Source organism: Anaeromonas gelatinilytica (assembly GCF_016820635.1).
In the GTDB taxonomy this organism is placed as follows: Bacteria; Bacillota; Clostridia; order Tissierellales; family SIT17; genus Anaeromonas; species Anaeromonas gelatinilytica.
The window spans coordinates 1-18,092 of the sequence record NZ_WSFU01000001.1 but is presented as its reverse complement, the minus strand read 5'-3'; the positions used below and the strand labels follow the sequence as shown (position 1 = coordinate 18,092).

Annotated in this window: 15 protein-coding genes, 1 tRNA gene and 1 other annotated feature; of the genes, 14 read left to right on the top strand and 2 right to left on the bottom strand. The window is 26.1% G+C overall.

The features are described from left to right. Positions 1-160 precede the first annotated feature (160 nt). From GOQ29_RS00080 to GOQ29_RS00060, 5 genes are all read left to right on the top strand, one after another. Positions 161-2,056 carry an LTA synthase family protein gene (locus tag GOQ29_RS00080; RefSeq protein WP_203370322.1) on the top strand — a complete coding sequence of 632 codons (1,896 nt, stop codon included), beginning with the start codon at positions 161-163 and terminating at the stop codon, positions 2,054-2,056. Positions 2,057-2,346: 290 nt separating this feature from the next. After that, on the top strand, positions 2,347-2,601 hold the full coding sequence (locus GOQ29_RS00075) for a hypothetical protein (protein WP_203370321.1): 255 nt from the start codon (positions 2,347-2,349) through the stop codon (positions 2,599-2,601). 148 nt (positions 2,602-2,749) lie between these two features. Then, on the top strand, positions 2,750-3,163 hold the full coding sequence (locus GOQ29_RS00070; RefSeq protein WP_203370320.1) for a hypothetical protein: 414 nt from the start codon (positions 2,750-2,752) through the stop codon (positions 3,161-3,163). A gap of 70 nt (positions 3,164-3,233) precedes the next feature. Beyond that, entirely contained in the window at positions 3,234-3,752 is a 519-nt protein-coding gene (locus GOQ29_RS00065; RefSeq protein ID WP_203370319.1) for a transcription repressor NadR, read from the top strand. Between the two features lie 243 nt (positions 3,753-3,995). Continuing rightward, positions 3,996-6,839, top strand: coding sequence for a UPF0182 family membrane protein (locus tag GOQ29_RS00060; protein ID WP_252187453.1), 2,844 nt, complete (start codon positions 3,996-3,998; stop codon positions 6,837-6,839). Positions 6,840-6,868: 29 nt separating this feature from the next. On the opposite strand, the gene GOQ29_RS00055 is transcribed toward GOQ29_RS00060, so the two are convergent. Continuing rightward, positions 6,869-7,066 carry a hypothetical protein gene (locus tag GOQ29_RS00055; protein ID WP_203370317.1) on the bottom strand — a complete coding sequence of 66 codons (198 nt, stop codon included), beginning with the start codon at positions 7,064-7,066 and terminating at the stop codon, positions 6,869-6,871. 289 nt (positions 7,067-7,355) lie between these two features. Beyond that, positions 7,356-7,566 (top strand) — a binding site (T-box leader). A gap of 54 nt (positions 7,567-7,620) precedes the next feature. On the opposite strand from GOQ29_RS00055, the gene serS reads away from it, so the two are divergent. From serS to queG, 7 genes are all read left to right on the top strand, one after another. After that, positions 7,621-8,898 carry a serine--tRNA ligase gene (serS, locus tag GOQ29_RS00050; protein WP_203370316.1) on the top strand — a complete coding sequence of 426 codons (1,278 nt, stop codon included), beginning with the start codon at positions 7,621-7,623 and terminating at the stop codon, positions 8,896-8,898. 105 nt (positions 8,899-9,003) lie between these two features. Continuing rightward, a complete protein-coding gene (locus GOQ29_RS14900) occupies positions 9,004-10,530 on the top strand; it encodes a M1 family metallopeptidase (RefSeq protein ID WP_350445941.1) in 1,527 nt (508 codons plus the stop codon). Between the two features lie 22 nt (positions 10,531-10,552). Beyond that, on the top strand, positions 10,553-11,689 hold the full coding sequence (locus GOQ29_RS00040; protein WP_203370314.1) for a D-alanyl-D-alanine carboxypeptidase family protein: 1,137 nt from the start codon (positions 10,553-10,555) through the stop codon (positions 11,687-11,689). A gap of 60 nt (positions 11,690-11,749) precedes the next feature. Further along, positions 11,750-11,826: transfer RNA gene (locus tag GOQ29_RS00035), tRNA-Arg, on the top strand. Between the two features lie 86 nt (positions 11,827-11,912). After that, positions 11,913-12,365, top strand: a complete 453-nt coding sequence (gene tadA / locus GOQ29_RS00030) for a tRNA adenosine(34) deaminase TadA (protein ID WP_203370313.1) — start codon at positions 11,913-11,915, stop codon at positions 12,363-12,365. 66 nt (positions 12,366-12,431) lie between these two features. Further along, positions 12,432-13,232: a Cof-type HAD-IIB family hydrolase gene (locus GOQ29_RS00025; RefSeq protein ID WP_203370312.1), complete on the top strand. Its 801-nt coding sequence runs from the start codon at positions 12,432-12,434 to the stop codon at positions 13,230-13,232. Between the two features lie 10 nt (positions 13,233-13,242). Beyond that, the gene (gene queG, locus GOQ29_RS00020; protein ID WP_203370311.1) at positions 13,243-14,148 is read left to right on the top strand and encodes a tRNA epoxyqueuosine(34) reductase QueG; all 906 of its coding nucleotides are present in this window, start codon (positions 13,243-13,245) and stop codon (positions 14,146-14,148) included. A 9-nt stretch (positions 14,149-14,157) separates the two neighbouring features. Here the strand turns inward: queG and GOQ29_RS00015 are convergent, their stop codons facing one another. Beyond that, positions 14,158-15,678, bottom strand: coding sequence for an FAD-dependent oxidoreductase (locus GOQ29_RS00015; RefSeq protein ID WP_203370310.1), 1,521 nt, complete (start codon positions 15,676-15,678; stop codon positions 14,158-14,160). A 132-nt stretch (positions 15,679-15,810) separates the two neighbouring features. On the opposite strand from GOQ29_RS00015, the gene nfsA reads away from it, so the two are divergent. After that, entirely contained in the window at positions 15,811-16,548 is a 738-nt protein-coding gene (nfsA, locus tag GOQ29_RS00010) for an oxygen-insensitive NADPH nitroreductase (RefSeq protein ID WP_203370309.1), read from the top strand. Positions 16,549-16,681: 133 nt separating this feature from the next. Next, on the top strand, positions 16,682-17,995 hold the full coding sequence (locus GOQ29_RS00005) for an MFS transporter (RefSeq protein WP_203370308.1): 1,314 nt from the start codon (positions 16,682-16,684) through the stop codon (positions 17,993-17,995). The last annotated feature ends 97 nt before the right edge of the window (positions 17,996-18,092 follow it).

Sequence of the window (18,092 nt, the reverse complement as noted above, 5' to 3'; positions counted from 1 at the left end):
CAGCGCTGATGGTACTTGGCGGGTGACTGCCTGGGAGAGTAGGACGTTGCTAGATTTTTTATTGTGTTTTTTAAAATTGTAATGGAAATTTAAACTAATATTGGTATAAAGTATATTATAATAAGATTAGAAAAAAGATATTTTAAGAAGGGAAAATATTATGTTTAAATTTCATATTTATAAAAATAAAAAAATACAATCAATAAATAGAATAATAGAAATAATGTTTATAATATCTTTATTAAAAGTATTGTTATTATATTTTTTTACTCAGGAAAAAAATATAATTAGTACTTTTTTATATACTATTCCGGCTATTATAATAGCATATAGTATAGTTTTAATGATGAAATCTAAAAAAGTGAAGAGAGTAGTTTTTATTGTTCATTTTTTAATAGCTATAATATTATTTGTAGATTTAATATATTACCAATATTATGGTTTTTTACCATCTATAACAACATTACTCTTTGTAGGTAATGTACCAACTATATGGAAAAGTATATTTTTTATTTTAAGACCTGCATATTTTATTATGATAATTGATCTAATACCTCTAGGAATATATTTAAAGAAGAAATCTATAAAATATATTAAGATTAAAAATAAATACAAACAAATCTTTAAAATAATAATCCCTATATTGATTTTAATTGTTATAATACCTATTCCATTTATAAAAGGAAATACTACATATGCTTATAATAATTATGGTATATTTACTTATCATATATATGATATATATACTCAATTAATAAATAAAGAAGAAGAAGTTATTGCAGAAAAAGATATAGATGATGAAGTAAAAAAGATTACTAAAAATACAAACAGAGATGAAAAAAATTATAAAAAATATAATGGAATAGCTAAAGGAAAGAACATAATTATGGTACAATTTGAATCATTACAGAATTTTTTAATTAATGATGAATATAATGGACAAGTACTTACTCCTAATTTAAATAAATTAATTAAAAAAGATAGTATATATTTTAATAATTTTTATCAACAAGTAGGCCCTGGAAATACTTCTGATGCAGAATTTGTAGTAAATAATTCTTTATATCCAACTAATAATTTATCTATATTTAATCATTATAATGAAAATAATTATTATTCTTTACCTATGATTTTAAAAGAAAATGGTTATTCTACTTATTCATTTCATGGTAATGATGAAAAATTTTGGTCTAGGAAGGATATGTACCCTAAAATAGGAATTGATAATTTTATTAGTTTAGAAAATTTTAATTATGAACAAGAAGATATAATAAATATTGGGTTAAATGATATGGATTTTTATGAACAAACAATAAGACATCTTAAGAATGTGGATACTCCTTTTTATTCTATGGTAATATCAGTTACAAGCCATCATCCGTATGAAATACCTGAAGGATTAGTAGATATAGAACTTATGGAAGAACATAAAGGAACACTTTTTGGAAATTATATTCAAAGTATACATTATGCAGATAAAGCTTTTGGTCAATTTATTGAAGGATTAAAAAAAGAAGGATTATATGAAGATTCATTAATTGTAGTATATGGAGATCATTCAGGTTTATATCCAGCTAGATCAGATAATGAAAAAATAGTGGAAGATTATTTAAATGTGGAATATAAATTTGATGAATTTATGAATATACCTTTAATATTTCATTTACCTAATTCTGAAATAAGTGAAATAAATGAGACAGTAGGAGGAGAAATAGATATATTTCCTACTATATTAAATTTATTGGGTATAAAAAATAATAAAGGTAAAAGATTCGGAAATGATTTATTTAATACTAAAAGAGGTTTTGTTGCTAATCAATATTATGTACATGAGGGATCTTTTATAGATGATGAAAAAGTTTTTGAAATGTCTGAGGATGGAATATTTGAAAATAGCATGGCATGGGATAGAGAAACTAAGAAATCTATAGATATTGAAAAGTGTAGAAAAGATTATGAAAGAGCAATATCAGAGATAGAGGAGTCAAGAATTATTTTACAAAATGATTTAATTGATGATATCATAAGAGAACAAAATAAAAATCAAGATAATTAATTATCTTGATTTTCTATAGTTTTTATATTTTTTATAGTAATAATGGGAATTTCATGAATATGACCATCATGATTTTCTTAATTTTAATATGATGTAAGGTTTAATATAATAGATAATATAGGAACAAGAAGCATTACACTAACTACTATAATAGTAATAATCCTAATTCCTTTTTTTCTTCCAGTATTCACTTTAATTCCTCCCTTAAATTGTATATACTAGTATAACATTATATTTATTTATATTCTAGTATAATATAAAGTATAATATTACTAAAGGAGTGTTATATTATGGAAAAAAATAAAGATGAAGAATTAGAAACATTAGATCTTATATTAGATATGTTAAATGAAAAGAATGAATTTGTAGCAGAAAAAGAAGGAGAAATGTATTATTTAGCATTAAATGATTTAGATGATAGTGGAAGAAATTACATATATATTAATACATATGATGAAAAAGTATTTTATTTTAGTGACAGTAAAGAAATAATAGATAAAATAAAGGATTTGAATTTAAATTTTCAAGAGCAAAATAAAGGATAATAAAAAAATTAAAGGATTTTTAGCATTAGTAATGAATAATATTAATAAGAGTGATATATCTTTAAAATTAATGCCTAAAGTTAAACATGAACATATTAATAAAAATTATTTTAAATTATTTAAAATAAAAAATGGGAGGCAGATAAAAATGGTTAATTTTATTTGTGGAAAGAAAGGTTCAGGAAAAACAAAAAGGCTTATAAGTATGGCAAATGATGATGTAAACAATATTAACGGGTGTATTGTGTTTATTGAAGCAAATAAAAGACATACATTAGATTTAAAACATAAAATAAGATATATTAGCGCCATGGATTTTGATATTACAAGTATTAATTCTTTCCATGGTTTTTTATGTGGAATTATTGCTACAGATTATGATATTCAAAAGGTATATATTGATGGATTATATAAAATAGTAGAATTAGATTTTTATTTATTAGAAAAATTTATAAAAAATCTAGAAAAGATAATTGAAAAATCTGATGTTGAATTTATTATTTCTATGGAGTGTATAAATGAAGATGTACCCGAAGAAATGAAGAAATATTTAATTAAATAAAAAATATAGGCTAAGGATATCCTTAGCCTATTAATATTTATGATATAATTATGAATTAGAGGTGATACATATGAATGGAAATGATAGAAGAGAAAGTATAATAGAAATATTAAATACATATAAAGAAGCTATAAAGGGAGCAGAAATAGCTGAAAAATTCAATGTAAGTCGTCAAGTTATCGTACAGGATATAGCTATATTAAGAGCAAGAGGTATTGATATAATAGCTACTCCTAATGGTTATATTATGGTTAATAAAGAACCTTTGGGAATTAGAAGAACAATTGTATCTCAACATCAAAATAATGAAGATATAGAAGAAGAATTAAATATTATAGTTGATTTAGGTGGTAAAATATTAGATGTAATAGTAGAACATCCTATATATGGAGAAATAAAAGGTCAGTTAATGATTTCATCTAGGATAGATGTAAGTGAATTTATGAAAAGATTAAAAGAAAATAATGCGGAACCATTATCAACATTGACTGATGGAGTTCATATTCATACAATTGAAGTACCTAGTGAAGAAATTTTTAACAAAATAAAGAACAAATTAAAATTAAAAAAATATCTAATCGAAGAGTAATTTTTAATAATATAATCCACATAAAATAATAAGTTATAGCTATAGATACAATAGGAGGAAGAAATTTAAGGACAATATCTACAGTAGTATTTGGTATTATAATATTACATTAATAATGAGAAATAAAGTGTGGATTAAAAAAGGAGATATGCAAATAGATAGTTAAAAATTTTCACAATAAATATTTGTGTAATATAATGATATAAGTATTATATTATTTAATCAATGAAAGGGGTTGAGAGGATGAAGAATAAGAGAAAGTTTATAATATTTACAGTAATAGCTATATTATTTTTAGTAGTTATTTCGTTCTCTAGTATTGTAGGGTTTATAATTGATTATCAATGGTTTAAGGAATTAGGATATACTAAAACTTTTTTAACAAAATTATTAACTCAATTAAAGATAGGTATACCATTATTTTTAATTTTATTTGGAATGATATATTTTTATTTTATATCATCTAAAAAAAATTACTATAATGAAGCTAATATTAACCCACCAAATTTTGGTGAAAAAAGATTTAATATTGTCTTAGGAATTCTATCTGCAATTATAGGGGTGCTAATATCTACTCTATTTACTAATGATTTGTGGTTAAATGTATTAAATTTCATGAAAGCTTCAACATTTGATTTAAAAGATCCAATATTTAATAAAGATATAAGTTTTTATATATTTAAGATGCCATTATTTAATGAAATAATATCCTTAATGTTATTTTTATTATTTATTTTAATTATAGCAACTATAATATTTTATTTACTATTAGTATCCATTAGAAGACCTAATCTTCAAAGACCAGAAAATGTATTAAATATGGATAAATTTAAAGATAAAAACAGTATTAAAGAATTAATTAATAGAGAAATATTTCAAAAAGCAATATTTAAGATTGGAATATTTGGATTTGTTACATTTATATTAATTGGAATTAATTATTATTTAAAGACATTTGAATTGTTATATTCTTCTAGAGGAGCAGCTTATGGAGCAGGTTTTACTGATGTAAAATTTACTTTATGGGGATATAGATTAATGGCTATAATATCTATAGTAGCAGCTATTACTATATTAAGAGGATCATATAAAAGAAATCTTAAATCAGCTTTAGTAGGTCCAATTATATTAATTGGAATAGGTATATTGACTTCTGTAGGAGGAGGATTAATACAACAATTTATAGTAGAACCTGATGAAATAACAAAGGAAAAAGAATTTATTCAATATAATATAGATATGACTCAAGAAGCTTATGGATTAAAAGATGTTATTGTTGATGAGTTCCCAGTAGAACAAAATTTAACTAAAGAAGATATTATAAATAATGATGAAATTATAGAAAATATTAGAATAAATGATTATAGGCCATTAAATCAAATATATAATGAGTTACAAGGAATAAGATATTATTATAGATTTAATGATGTAGATATTGATAGATATGATATAGATGGTAAATATACTCAAGTATTTTTATCAGCTAGGGAAATGGATACATCTAAGTTAAAAACAAAGACATGGATAAATGAACATTTAAAATATACTCATGGGTATGGATTTACGTTATCTCCTGTTAATTCGGTAGCAGATAATGGATTACCAAATTTATTAATGAAAAATATTCCTCCAGAAACTAATACAGATTTAAATGTAAAAAGACCAGAAATATATTTTGGAGAAATGACAAATAATTATACAATTACAAATACTGATGAATCAGAATTTGATTATCCTCAGGGGTCAGATAATGTTGAAACAATGTATGAAGGAAATGCAGGAATAAAGCTTAATGGATTAAATAAGTTATTGTATGCAATTAAAGAAGGTAATATAAAAATATTGATATCTGGAAATGTGAATTCAGATAGTAGAATTTTAATAAATAGGAATATAGATGAAAGAGTTAGAAAAATAGCTCCGTTTTTAAAATATGATGATGATCCATATTTAGTAGTTAACCAAGATGACGGAAAATTATATTGGATAATAGATGCTTATACTACAAGTAGTAACTATCCATATTCTCAACCATCTGGAGAAGAAAAAATAATAAATTATGTAAGAAATTCAGTTAAAGTAGTAGTTGATGCATATAATGGAGATACAGACTTTTATATTTTTGATAAGGAAGATCCAATAATAAATACTTATAATAAAATTTTTCCAGATTTGTTTAAACAATCAGAAGAAATGCCAGAAGGATTATTTAACCATATAAGGTATCCTCAAAATTTATTTAGCATACAATCAAAAATGTATGAAACATATCATGTAAATAATCCAGTGGTATTTTATAATTCAGAGGATGTTTGGAATATAGGAAATGAAATATATATGGGTGAAGAAGCTCCTATTACGCCTAATTATATGATGTTTAAACTTCCTGAAAAAGAAAAAGAAGAATTTGTATTGACTGTTCCTTATACTCCATCTACAAAGCCTAATATGAGTAGCTTATTTGTAGCTAGAAATGATGGGGAAGAATATGGAAATCTATATTTATATAAATTTCCTAAAGGTATAACTGTAGATGGCCCTATGTTAGTAGAATCAAAGATAGATCAGGATTCAGATATATCCCCACAACTTAGTCTATGGAGTCAAGAAGGATCTAAAGTATTAAGGGGAAATTTACTTACTATACCAATAGAAAATTCACTATTATATGTAGAACCAGTGTATATACAAGCGGAAAATGAAAATAATATTCCAGAAATGAAGAGAGTAATAGTAGCCTATAAAAATCAGATAGTAATGGATAAAAATTTAGATACAGCTTTATCTAAAATTTTTGGTGAGTTAGGGACAGAAGATGGGGAAGAAATAGTAGATGATGTAGAAGATGGAGAAATCTCTGAAGAAATAGAAAGTACAATTCAAGATGCTAATGAAGTATTTATTAAAGCAAAGGAAGCATCTCAAAATGGTGATTGGGCTAAGTATGGAGAATATATAGAGGAATTAGAAAAAATATTAAATGAATTAAATAGTGAATTGGATATAGATACTGAAAATATAACCGATAAAACAACAGAAGAATTAGAAATAGAAGATAATGAAACAGAAGGAACAATTGAAGAGTAATAATAAAAATAGGTTCTCCATGGGAGATCCTATTTTTTAGTTAATCGCATCATTTTAAGTTCTTCTAAACTCATAGAGTCTAATAAATGGGATTTTTTAGCAATATCATTTCTTTCTATAATACCTTTTTCAACTAATACTTCAACAATACTTGCAATGGCTAATGTATTTCTATAATCTACATCCTTAAGTTCCGAAATTTTACTATAAACATCTATTTCATTCATAACACTACCCCCTCATGAATTATTTATTAGGATTATTGACTGTAGAAGGAAAAAATATACGAAAAAATTCTATTAGAAATATAGACAAGTTCGATATTCGATAAAAAAAGGAATATGATAAAGTTAAAGTGGATTAAATGATAAATGATACTCAAATTAGTTATCAGAAATGTTCTTAAGGAATATTATAATTATAAGAGAACTTTTAAATAAAATACAAAATAATTACATAAAATATAAAATAACCTTGAAATTAAAATAATAATATGCTACAATTAACGATAATAAAATAGATGCGTTGAAGGGAAGTAGTAAATATCTCAATTTCTATAGAGAGTCGATGATTGGTGAGAATCGATGAAATTGATTATTGAATCCCTCCTGGAGCATTTTACCGAAATAAGGTAGAACCGAGCACCGGTTATAGTGTACCAAGGGGATCATAATAATTAATGGTCAACTAGGGTGGCAACGCGGGAATAAAACCTCTCGTCCCTATATTTAATATAGGGATGAGGGGTTTTTATAATTTAAATATAAGAAGGAGTGATGAAATGTTAGATTTAAAAATGATTAGAAATGATTTGGAAAAAGTAAAAAGAGCTTTAAATACTAGAAAAGGCGAATTTGATGTAGATTCAGTATATGATTTAGATAAGAAAAGAAGAGATATATTACAAAATGTAGAAGAGATGAAAGCAAGACAAAACACAGTATCTAAGGAAATACCTAAGTTAAAAAAAGAAGGTAAGGATACATCTGAAGTATTGAATGAAATGAAGGAATTATCAGCAAAAATTAAGGATATAGATGGAAAATTAAAGGAAGTAGAAGAAGAGTTAAATAAAAAGATATTAGAATTGCCTAATATTCCAAATTCTGATGTTAAAGTAGGAAATAATGAAGAAGATAATAAGGAAATAAGAAAAAGTTTGGAACCAACTACTTTTAATTTTGAACCGAAGGCTCATTGGGATGTTGGTACAGAATTAGATATATTAGATTTTGATAGAGCATCTAAGATAACAGGAGCTAGATTTTCACTATATAAAGGATTAGGAGCAACATTAGAAAGAGCTCTAATGAATTTCATGTTAAATATTCATACATTAGAGGGAGAGTATAAAGAAATAATTTCACCATTTTTAGTTAATAGAGATAGTATGACTGGAACAGGACAATTACCTAAATTTGAAGAGGATGCTTTTAATATTCCATCTAAGGACTTTTTCTTAGTACCTACAGCGGAAGTGCCAGTTACTAATATTCATAGAGATGAAATTTTAAATGAAGAGGATTTACCTATAAAATATACAGCCTATACTCCTTGTTTTAGACAAGAAGCAGGATCAGCTGGAAGGGATACCAGAGGTCTTATAAGAAATCACCAGTTTAATAAAGTTGAACTTGTGAAGTTTGTTAAACCAGAAAATTCTTATGAAGAATTGGAGAAACTTACTAATGACGCAGAAAGAATACTTCAACTTCTTAAATTACCATATAGAGTAGTAGAACTTTGTACAGGAGATTTAGGTTTTTCTTCTGCTAAAACTTATGATTTAGAGGTATGGATGCCTAGCTATGGTAGATATGTTGAGATATCTTCTTGTAGTAATTTTGAAGATTTCCAAGCAAGAAGAGCTAATATAAGATATAGAAATAATAATACCAATAAACCAGAATATCTTCATACATTAAATGGTTCTGGATTAGCTTTAGGTAGAACTACTGCGGCAATACTAGAAAACTATCAGCAGAAAGATGGATCCGTAGTAATTCCTGAAATATTAAGACCATATATGAATGGAATAGAAAAAATAGAAAAAGCATAGATTTTTAGGGAGGAATATTTATTCCTCTCTTTTTATCATAAAGGGGTTATCCTATTTAATAAAATAATGTAAAATAAAATTAAGAAAAGTATTGGAGGGGATTTGGTGAAGTTAAGAAGAAAAATATTTATTATATCAATTATTTTTCTTTTAATTATTGGATTATCAGGTTGTAGTGAAAATCCTATAGAACAAATGGTAAAAGGGGATAAGAAAGAAAATTTTAATACTCTTATTATTGATGATTATAATGGTGTAAATTTAGATGAAATAAATGAATATAATATTGATATTGAATTTGATCCAGAAGAAAAGATATATACTGGTAATCAAGAGGTTAAATATATTAATAATGAGAAAGAAACTTTGGAGAATGTATATTTTCATATATATCCTAACACATTTAAAGATAAAGAAACAGCTCCTTTTTTATTTGGCGATTATGATTCAGCCTATCCTAATGGATTTGAAGCAGGATATATTGATATAAAAAATGTTTTAATTAATGGAGATGAAGTAAATTATACAATTTTAGGAGAAGGCAAAACGATATTAAAACTAGATTTAAAAGAAAAGTTAGAACCAGGAGAAAAAATAAATATAGAAATGGAATATACAGCAAAACTTCCTTCTGCTCAGGATAGATTTGGATATGGGGATAAAACTTATAATTTTGGGAATTGGTATCCTATAGCAGCAGTATATGATGATGATGGTTGGAACCTTGATCCCTATTATAGTATAGGAGATCCTTTTTATAGTGATGTGAGTAATTATAATGTAGAGATAATAGCTCCAAAAGAAATGGAAATAGCTAGTTCAGGAAATATATTATCTGAAAAAAACAAAGGGAAGAATAAAGTATGGAAAATTGAATCACAACTTATGAGAGATTTTGCGTGGGTTGCCAGTGAAGAGTTTGAAAAAATAGTTAAAAATCATGATGGGACTTCTATAAAATTATATTTTTTAGAAGGAGTAAAAGAAGAAGTTAAAAAAGCTGCTATTGATTATTCTACTAAGTCGATAGATCATTTTAATAATATATATGGTAAATATCCTTATGGACAGTACAGTGTAGTACAAACAAGTTTCCCTAGTGGAATGGAATATCCTGGTATTGTATATATAGGAGAAGATTATTATAATAAAAATACTCTTGGCTCTTTGGAAATAATTATAGCTCATGAGACTGCTCATCAATGGTGGTATGGAGTAGTAGGTAATGATGAAATAGATGAGTCATGGTTAGATGAATCATTAGCTACATATTCAGAATATCTATATGCTTATGAGGAATATGATGAAGATGTATCAAAGGATTATTATGAAAAAAGTATTGAAAATAATTATGAAATATCTAAGGATTATATTGAAGATAATACAGTAGTAAAATCTTTAGATGAATTTAATGGATGGGATGATTATGGTCCTTTAGCATATTCTAGAGGAGCAATGATGATTTATGATATTGAAAATAAATATGGTAAAAAAGAATTGTATAAGATATTCCAAGAATATTTTAAAGAATATAGTTTTAAAAATGCTACTACAGAAGATTTTATAGATATAATAAAGAGAGTTACAGGTGAAAATATGGAAGATTTAGTTGATGAATATTTATATGATTAATTAAAGATTATAGGGGGAAAAAATGAAGAAGATAATTACAATTGTTTTAATTGTGATAATATCTTTTAGTTCTTTAGTTTATGGTGAAGAATTTGAAAAAGATGTATTTGGAGTATTATTATCAGATTATGAAACAGGAGAAATATTATATAGTGACAATATAGATAAAAAATTAAATATTGCAAGTATAACAAAACTCATGACATATACAGTAACTATGGATGCTATAAAAGAAGGAAAAGTATACTATGAAGATATAGTCACTATAGGAGAAAATCCTCCTAAAGAATGGGGTTCAACTTTTTATTTAGAAGAAGATGAAAAACTTAAGTTAAAAACACTTTTAGAATCTATAATGATAGCTTCTGGAAATGATTCTTGTGTAGCTATTGCTGAATATGTAGCAGGAAGTGAAGATGCTTTTATAAAATTGATGAATGAAAAGGCTAAGGAATTAGGTCTTGAAAACACTAAATATGTTAATACCAATGGATTGCCAGAAGATGATGGTACTGAAAATATCATGACAATTAGGGAAATAAATAAATTAGCCAAATACATTTTAGATACTTATCCTGAGATATTAAAGATTACAGATAAAAGAAGTATAGAAGTATCTTCAAGAGATTATATTGAAAATACTAATCCATTATTAAGGGATATGCCTTTAGTAGATGGACTTAAAACTGGAAATACAGATGGAGCAGGATATTGTTTAGTATCTACTATGATTAATCCTGTAAATGAAGATAATGATAAGGAAATGAGAATTATAGGAATAATTATGGGAACAAAATCTAAAAAAGATAGAAAAGAGAAAAGCGAAGCTTTATTAAATTATGCCATAGATAATTTTAAATATGAAGAAATAATAACAAGAGACAAAGGTATAAATATAAAAATCAATGAAGCTAAAAATTCAAGTGTTAATGTAGTTCCAGAAGAAGATAAGTATATATTTATAAATAAAGAAGATGAAATAAAAACTAAAATTATTTTAGATGAAAATCAAAAATTTCCTATAGAAAAAGGAGAAAAAATAGGAATGTTGGAAGTATATAAAAATGGAAAAAATTCTAAAAATATAGATTTATATTCTAATAAGAAAATTAAAAAAGCTAATATTTTCGTAAGATTATTTAGATGGTTGTTCAGATAAAAATTTTTATAGTTGACAATATTAGTAAGATATTATAGAATTATAGAAGACTTAATATTTGCTTCCGTAGCTCAGTAGGATAGAGCAACGCCCTCCTAAGGCGTGTGTCGGGGGTTCGATTCCTCTCGGGAGCACCACTAGTTTTTTATAATAAATTATGTATAATATAAATAAGCTCTTTGGAGATTCCAAAGAGCTTTTATAATAAAAATGAGGAAAATAAATGGAAAAATATTTTATGAAAAGAGCTCTTAAAGAGGCTAAATTAGCATATGATTTAGAAGAAGTACCAATAGGTTGTGTTATAGTTAAATGTAATAAAATAATAGCATCAGCTCATAACTTCAGAGAATCATTAAATGATCCTACTGCTCATGCGGAAATATTAGCTATTCAAGATGCAGCAGATTATTTAGGGGGATGGAGATTATCAGGATGTACTATGTATGTAACAATAGAACCCTGTCCAATGTGTGCTGGAGCTATAGTTAATTCCAGGATAGATAGATTGGTAATTGGTGCACCTGATCTTAAAGGCGGGGGTTGTGGTTCTATATTTAATATAGTAGATAATGATAAATTGAATCATAGAGTAGATGTAGTTTGGGGAGTATTAGAAGAGGAATCTTCTAAAATAATGAAAGATTTTTTTAAAGAATTAAGAAAAAGAAAATAGATAAATCATATAATTAAAAAGTATATACTTAGACTATAAAATTTTTACATTAGAGGAGATGATAAAATGAAATATAAAGCAATAATATCTGATTTAGATGGAACACTTTTAAATAGTAATCACAGAGTAAGTCAATATACGAAAGAAGTTGTAAAGAAAGTTATTAATAAAGGTATTCATTTTTTTATCGCTACTGGAAGACATCATAAAGATATAGATTATATAAGAAATGATTTAGGATTAGATTCTGTATTTATTACATCTAATGGATGTAGGATACATGATACAAATAAAAATAAATTATTAGGATATGATATTGAAGAAGACATTGTAAAAGGCCTATTAAATTTAAAAGTAGATGATAGTATTCATAAGAATATATATCAAGAAGATAAATGGTATGCTGAAAAAGAAAATAAATGGTTAGATGAATTTATAAAGGAATCAAACTTTTTATATGAATTAGTAGATTTTAATGAATTAGATAAATTTACAGCTACTAAAGTATTTTTTTTAGGAGAAGATTATGAAAGTCTAGTACAATTACAGGAAAGAATAGAAAAATTATATCCAGATAAATTGAATATAGCTTTTTCTTTAACAAACTGTTTGGAGATAATGCCTAAGGGAGTTTCTAAGGGACATGCTATTGAAAAAGTGTTAGGAAAATATAATATTAAACCAGAGGAAGCTATTGCTTTTGGAGATGGATTAAATGATTTAGAAATGTTAAAAATAGTAGGGAAGGGTTATATCATGGGAAATGCTCATGATAAGCTTATAAATGCATTACCTAATAATGATATTATAAAATCAAATACGGAGGAAGGATTAGCTAGAAAGTTAGAAGAAATATTTTTATTATAGGAATGATTTCATGAAGGATAAATTAATTAAATATTGTAATAGTATAGGAATAGAAAAGGTAGGGATTTCCGATATTGGTCCATATGAAGATTTAAAAAAAATACTCATAAATAGAGAAAAAAAAGGATATGTTACCGGATTAGAAGGAGCAAATATAGAGGAAAGAATTAATCCTAAATTGACTATGAAAGATGTAAAATCTATTATAGTATGTTTATTTCCCTACCATGTAGAAGAAGAAAAAGGAGCAAATATATCAAATTATACTTATTCAAAAGATTATCATTATATTGCTCATGAAAAATTAAATTTAATAGGAGAATATCTTATTGAAGAAATAAAGGGATTCAAATATCAAGCATATGTAGATATGGGACCTTTAGTAGATAGGTATTTAGGATATAGAGCAGGGCTAGGTTTTTTTGGAATAAATGCTCATTTGATAAATGATGATTATGGAACATACTTTTTTATAGGATATATTATAAATAATCATTTTTTTGAATATGATAAGCCTTTACAAAGAACATGTTACCAATGCATGAGATGTGTAAAAGCTTGTCCAGGGCAGATTATATTAGGAAATTTTGATATAAATCCTGTAAGATGTAGATCTTTTATTACTCAAAAGAAAAAAGATTTAGACGAATTGGATAAGAAAATTATAAAAAAAGATAATATAATATTTGGGTGTGATATCTGTCAGAATGTATGTCCCCACAATAAAGGAATTGATATAACTCGTATGGAGGAATTTAAAGAGAATTTAATTTTTAAATTAGATTATGATGAGATAAAAGGAATGTCTAATAAAGGATTTAAAAGAAAGTATGGAGATAGAGCCTTTGCGTGGAGAGGAAGAAAGGTTATTAAGAGAAATTATGAAGTAATTAATGATATAAAAATAGAGGATTAGAATACAATTCTAATCCTCTATTATTGTTATCTCTAATTCCTTTTGTGCAGGGCCTTCAATGATTTTACCATCATAAGAAAATCTAGAACCATGACAAGGACAATCCCAAGTTTTTTCAGCACTATTCCATTGTAATTCACAGGTCATATGGGTACAGGTAGTGTCAACTATATAAGTTTTTCCATCAGTATCTCTATAAATTCCAACTCTTTTTCCTTCGAAATTTACTATTTTTCCTTCTCCTGTTTTTATTTTGTTGTCACCGACATTTAGATTTAATTTTCCTTTAATATATTCATATCCTACATTTAAATTTTCTTTTATAAAATGTGTAAATCCTCCTTTTATATTTACTCTAGAGGGATCAAATACATCACTATGAGGACTATAATTTTTTGTGATTATATCAGATAGTATCATTGCAGAAGCAGTACCACTACTCATGCCCCATTTTTTAAATCCCGTAGCAATATATATATATGGATTGTTAGATGTAATTCTACCTATAAAGGGTATTTCATCCATAGTGATACAGTCTTGAGCTGACCATCTATAAGGAATATCTTCTATAGTAAAGATACTTTCAGCAAATTTTTTAAGATTGTTATAATAGGTTTCGGTACTTTTTCCTTGTCCAGTTTTATGATTTTCTCCTGCTATTAGTATCATCTGTTTATCCTTATATCTCTGTTTTCTTAGAGACCTGGTAGGACTTTCAGCATTGATATAGATACCTTCTGGAAAACTTTCTTTTGCTAAAACTCCTATGATATAGGCTCTTTCTTGGTAAATTCTAGAGAAATATAGACCTTTAAAATTTTCCATAGGATAATGGGAGGCTATTATCACTTTGTTAGCCTTTACTTTGTGTCCTCCTTCTATAATTACAATGTTAGGGTTACTTTCTTTTATATCTAGTACATGAGTATTTTCAAATATATGACTGCCATCTTCAGGAATTTCCTTGGCTAATTCCAATAGATATTTTCTAGGATGAAATTGAGCTTGATTTTCAAATCTTACTGCTCCCTTAATAGGAAAGGGGAGACTGGTTTCAGTTACAAAGGAAGCATCTATTCCTAATTTTGAGGCAGCTATTACTTCCTTTTTAATTTTATCTACATAATTTTTATCTTGAGTATATACATAGGCTGGCATAACGGAATAATCACAATTTATTTCTTTTTCTTTTATAATGCTTTCTATAAATTCTTTAGCAGATTCATTGGCATCAGCATATTGTCTTGCTTTTTCTTCTCCAATATCATTAATTAATTTATCATATATAAGATTGTGTTGAGATGTTATCTTGGCTGTAGTTTTACCAGTAATTCCTTCTAAGATTTTATCCACTTCTAAGATTGCTACCTTTAATCCTCGCCTTTTTAGAATAAAACCTGCAGTTATTCCAGCAATTCCTCCTCCTACTATAGCAATGTCAACATCTATATCTTTATCTAAGTATGGATAATCAGTTCTTTCTGTAGAGTCTAACCAATAAGATATAGGTGGTCTAGTAAAATTTTTCATATTAATCCTCCCAAATATTTTATTAATAATAAATATTCCCAAGAGGAATTATAATTATTATTATATTAAATCAGTTTTTTAAAAAATTTTTAGGGTAATAACACATTAATAAAGATTAAGGAGATGAATAATATGAATGAGACAATTAGATTGATACATAACCATCGTTCTATAAGAAAGTATACAGAAAAACCAATAGAGGAGGATAAATTTAAAGCTATAATAGAAGCAGGACAGATGGCTTCCTCATCTAGTTTTATTCAAGGATATACTGTTATTAGAGTAAAGAATAAAGAAAATAGAAAAAAAATAGCTAAACTAGCAGGAGATCAGCCATATATAGAAGAAGCTCCTGAATTTCTAATGTTTTGTGCAGATTTAAATAGAGTTAAATTTGCTTGTGAAATGCAAGGAGTAGAAATGAAAGAAGGTTATACTGAGAGTTTTATAATAGCTACTGTAGATACAGCTTTAATGGCACAGAATGTAATCTTAGCAGCAGAGTCATTAGGTATAACTGGAGTGTATATAGGAGGAGAAAGAAATAATCCTAAGGAAATTTCTGAAATATTAGAATTACCTAAAAATGTATACCCTGTATTTGGCATGTGTCTTGGATATCCTAGGCAAGATCCTATATTACGTCCTAGACTTCCTTATGATGTAGTTCTGAAGGAGGATAGATATAGTATTGATGGTGATATAGAAAAAATTCAAGAATATGATGAGAAAGTTAGAAAATATTATATAGAAAGAACTAAAGGGAAAATTAATAAAACTTGGACAGAACAAATGGCACAGACAATGAATAAAGAATTAAGACCTCATATGAGGAAGTTTTTAAAGGAACAAGGATTTGAAATGAAATAGGCAAGGTATTATCCCTTGCCTATTAAAATGGATTTTTATCTGATTTATTTATAATTTCTTTCTTAGAAATATATTTAATAGTATAATATAAGATATATTAAGTAAAAATTTATTTGTTAGGAGTGGGGAATTTATGGAGAATACTAAAAAAGATATGAAAAATATAAACCATAAAGAAAAAAGAAATATAATATTATATTTATCTGGTAAAATAGTTTCATTATTAGGTACTCATATATATACATTTGCAATTTCATTGTACATATTAGGGACTACTGGTTCGGGAACGTCTTTTGCTTTAAGTGTTTTATTAGGAATGTTACCTAGGATAATATTAAGTCCAATTGCAGGAAGTTTGGCCGATAGAAAAGACAGAAAGAAAATGGTTGTGGGACTAGACACATTGAGTGGAATTATAGTATTAGGATTGGTATTAGTATCTTCTGTTTATGGATTTAAATTAATATTTATTTATACTACTACATTGTTATTAGCTATAGTTAATACTTTTTTTGATGTATCAATAGGATCAGCTATTCCAAATTTAGTATCAGATGAAAATTTAGTAAAAATTAATTCTTATACTCAAGCTTCCACCTCATTATCAGCAATAATGGGTCCAGTGTTGGGAGGTTTAATATATGGATTAGTCCCTATGAATATTTTCTTGATTATTAATGGAATATCTTTTATAATTTCAGCATTATCAGAATCTTTTATAAATTTCAAATACAATATCAGAGATAATAAAGAAGAATTAGATCCAGAAATAAATGAGAATAAAGATATACAAGGAAATAATAAAGTTTTTAATGTATTGATAAAAGATATTAAGGAAGGATTAGAATTTATAAAAGAAATGAAAGCAATATATACTTTAATGAAATTTGCTCTTTTTCTTAATTTTTTAGTTAATGCTACATTATCTGTAATTATGCCATTTATAATTAATGATACTCTTAAAATGTCGTCAACTCAATTTGGAATTATTGAGGGTTCATATTCAGTAGGGGTTTTAATTTCATCAATAGTTATTGGTAAGTTACCAGAAAAAGAAAAAAATTTTAAGAGATTAGTGATAGGTATAGGTATTATGGGGGTAATGCTTGCTTTTATAGGTATACCAGCATTAGAAGATTTACAAGCATTAAACAATAATATACATTTTGTATTTTTTATATTTGTAATGTTAATATTTTCTGTTTTCATGATTACAGTAAACATACCAATATTTGTTACTATGCAAAGGATGACACCAGATAAAATGATGGGTAGAGTAATGGGAACCATGAATACATTAGCAAGTGGAATAACTCCATTGGGGGTAGTAATTTCTGGGATATTATTAGATATATTACCATCATATATTATACCTTTTAGTTCTGGAATTTTAATTGTTATTGCAGATTTAATTATGAGTAAAAATGAGAATTTAAAAGACTTTTAGGTTTATAAAAAATAAAATAACTCCTCGGAAAATCGAGGCCACTGAAAAAGTCCAAAAAAGATATGATTTCGAATTTGTGATGGAAATCATATCTTTT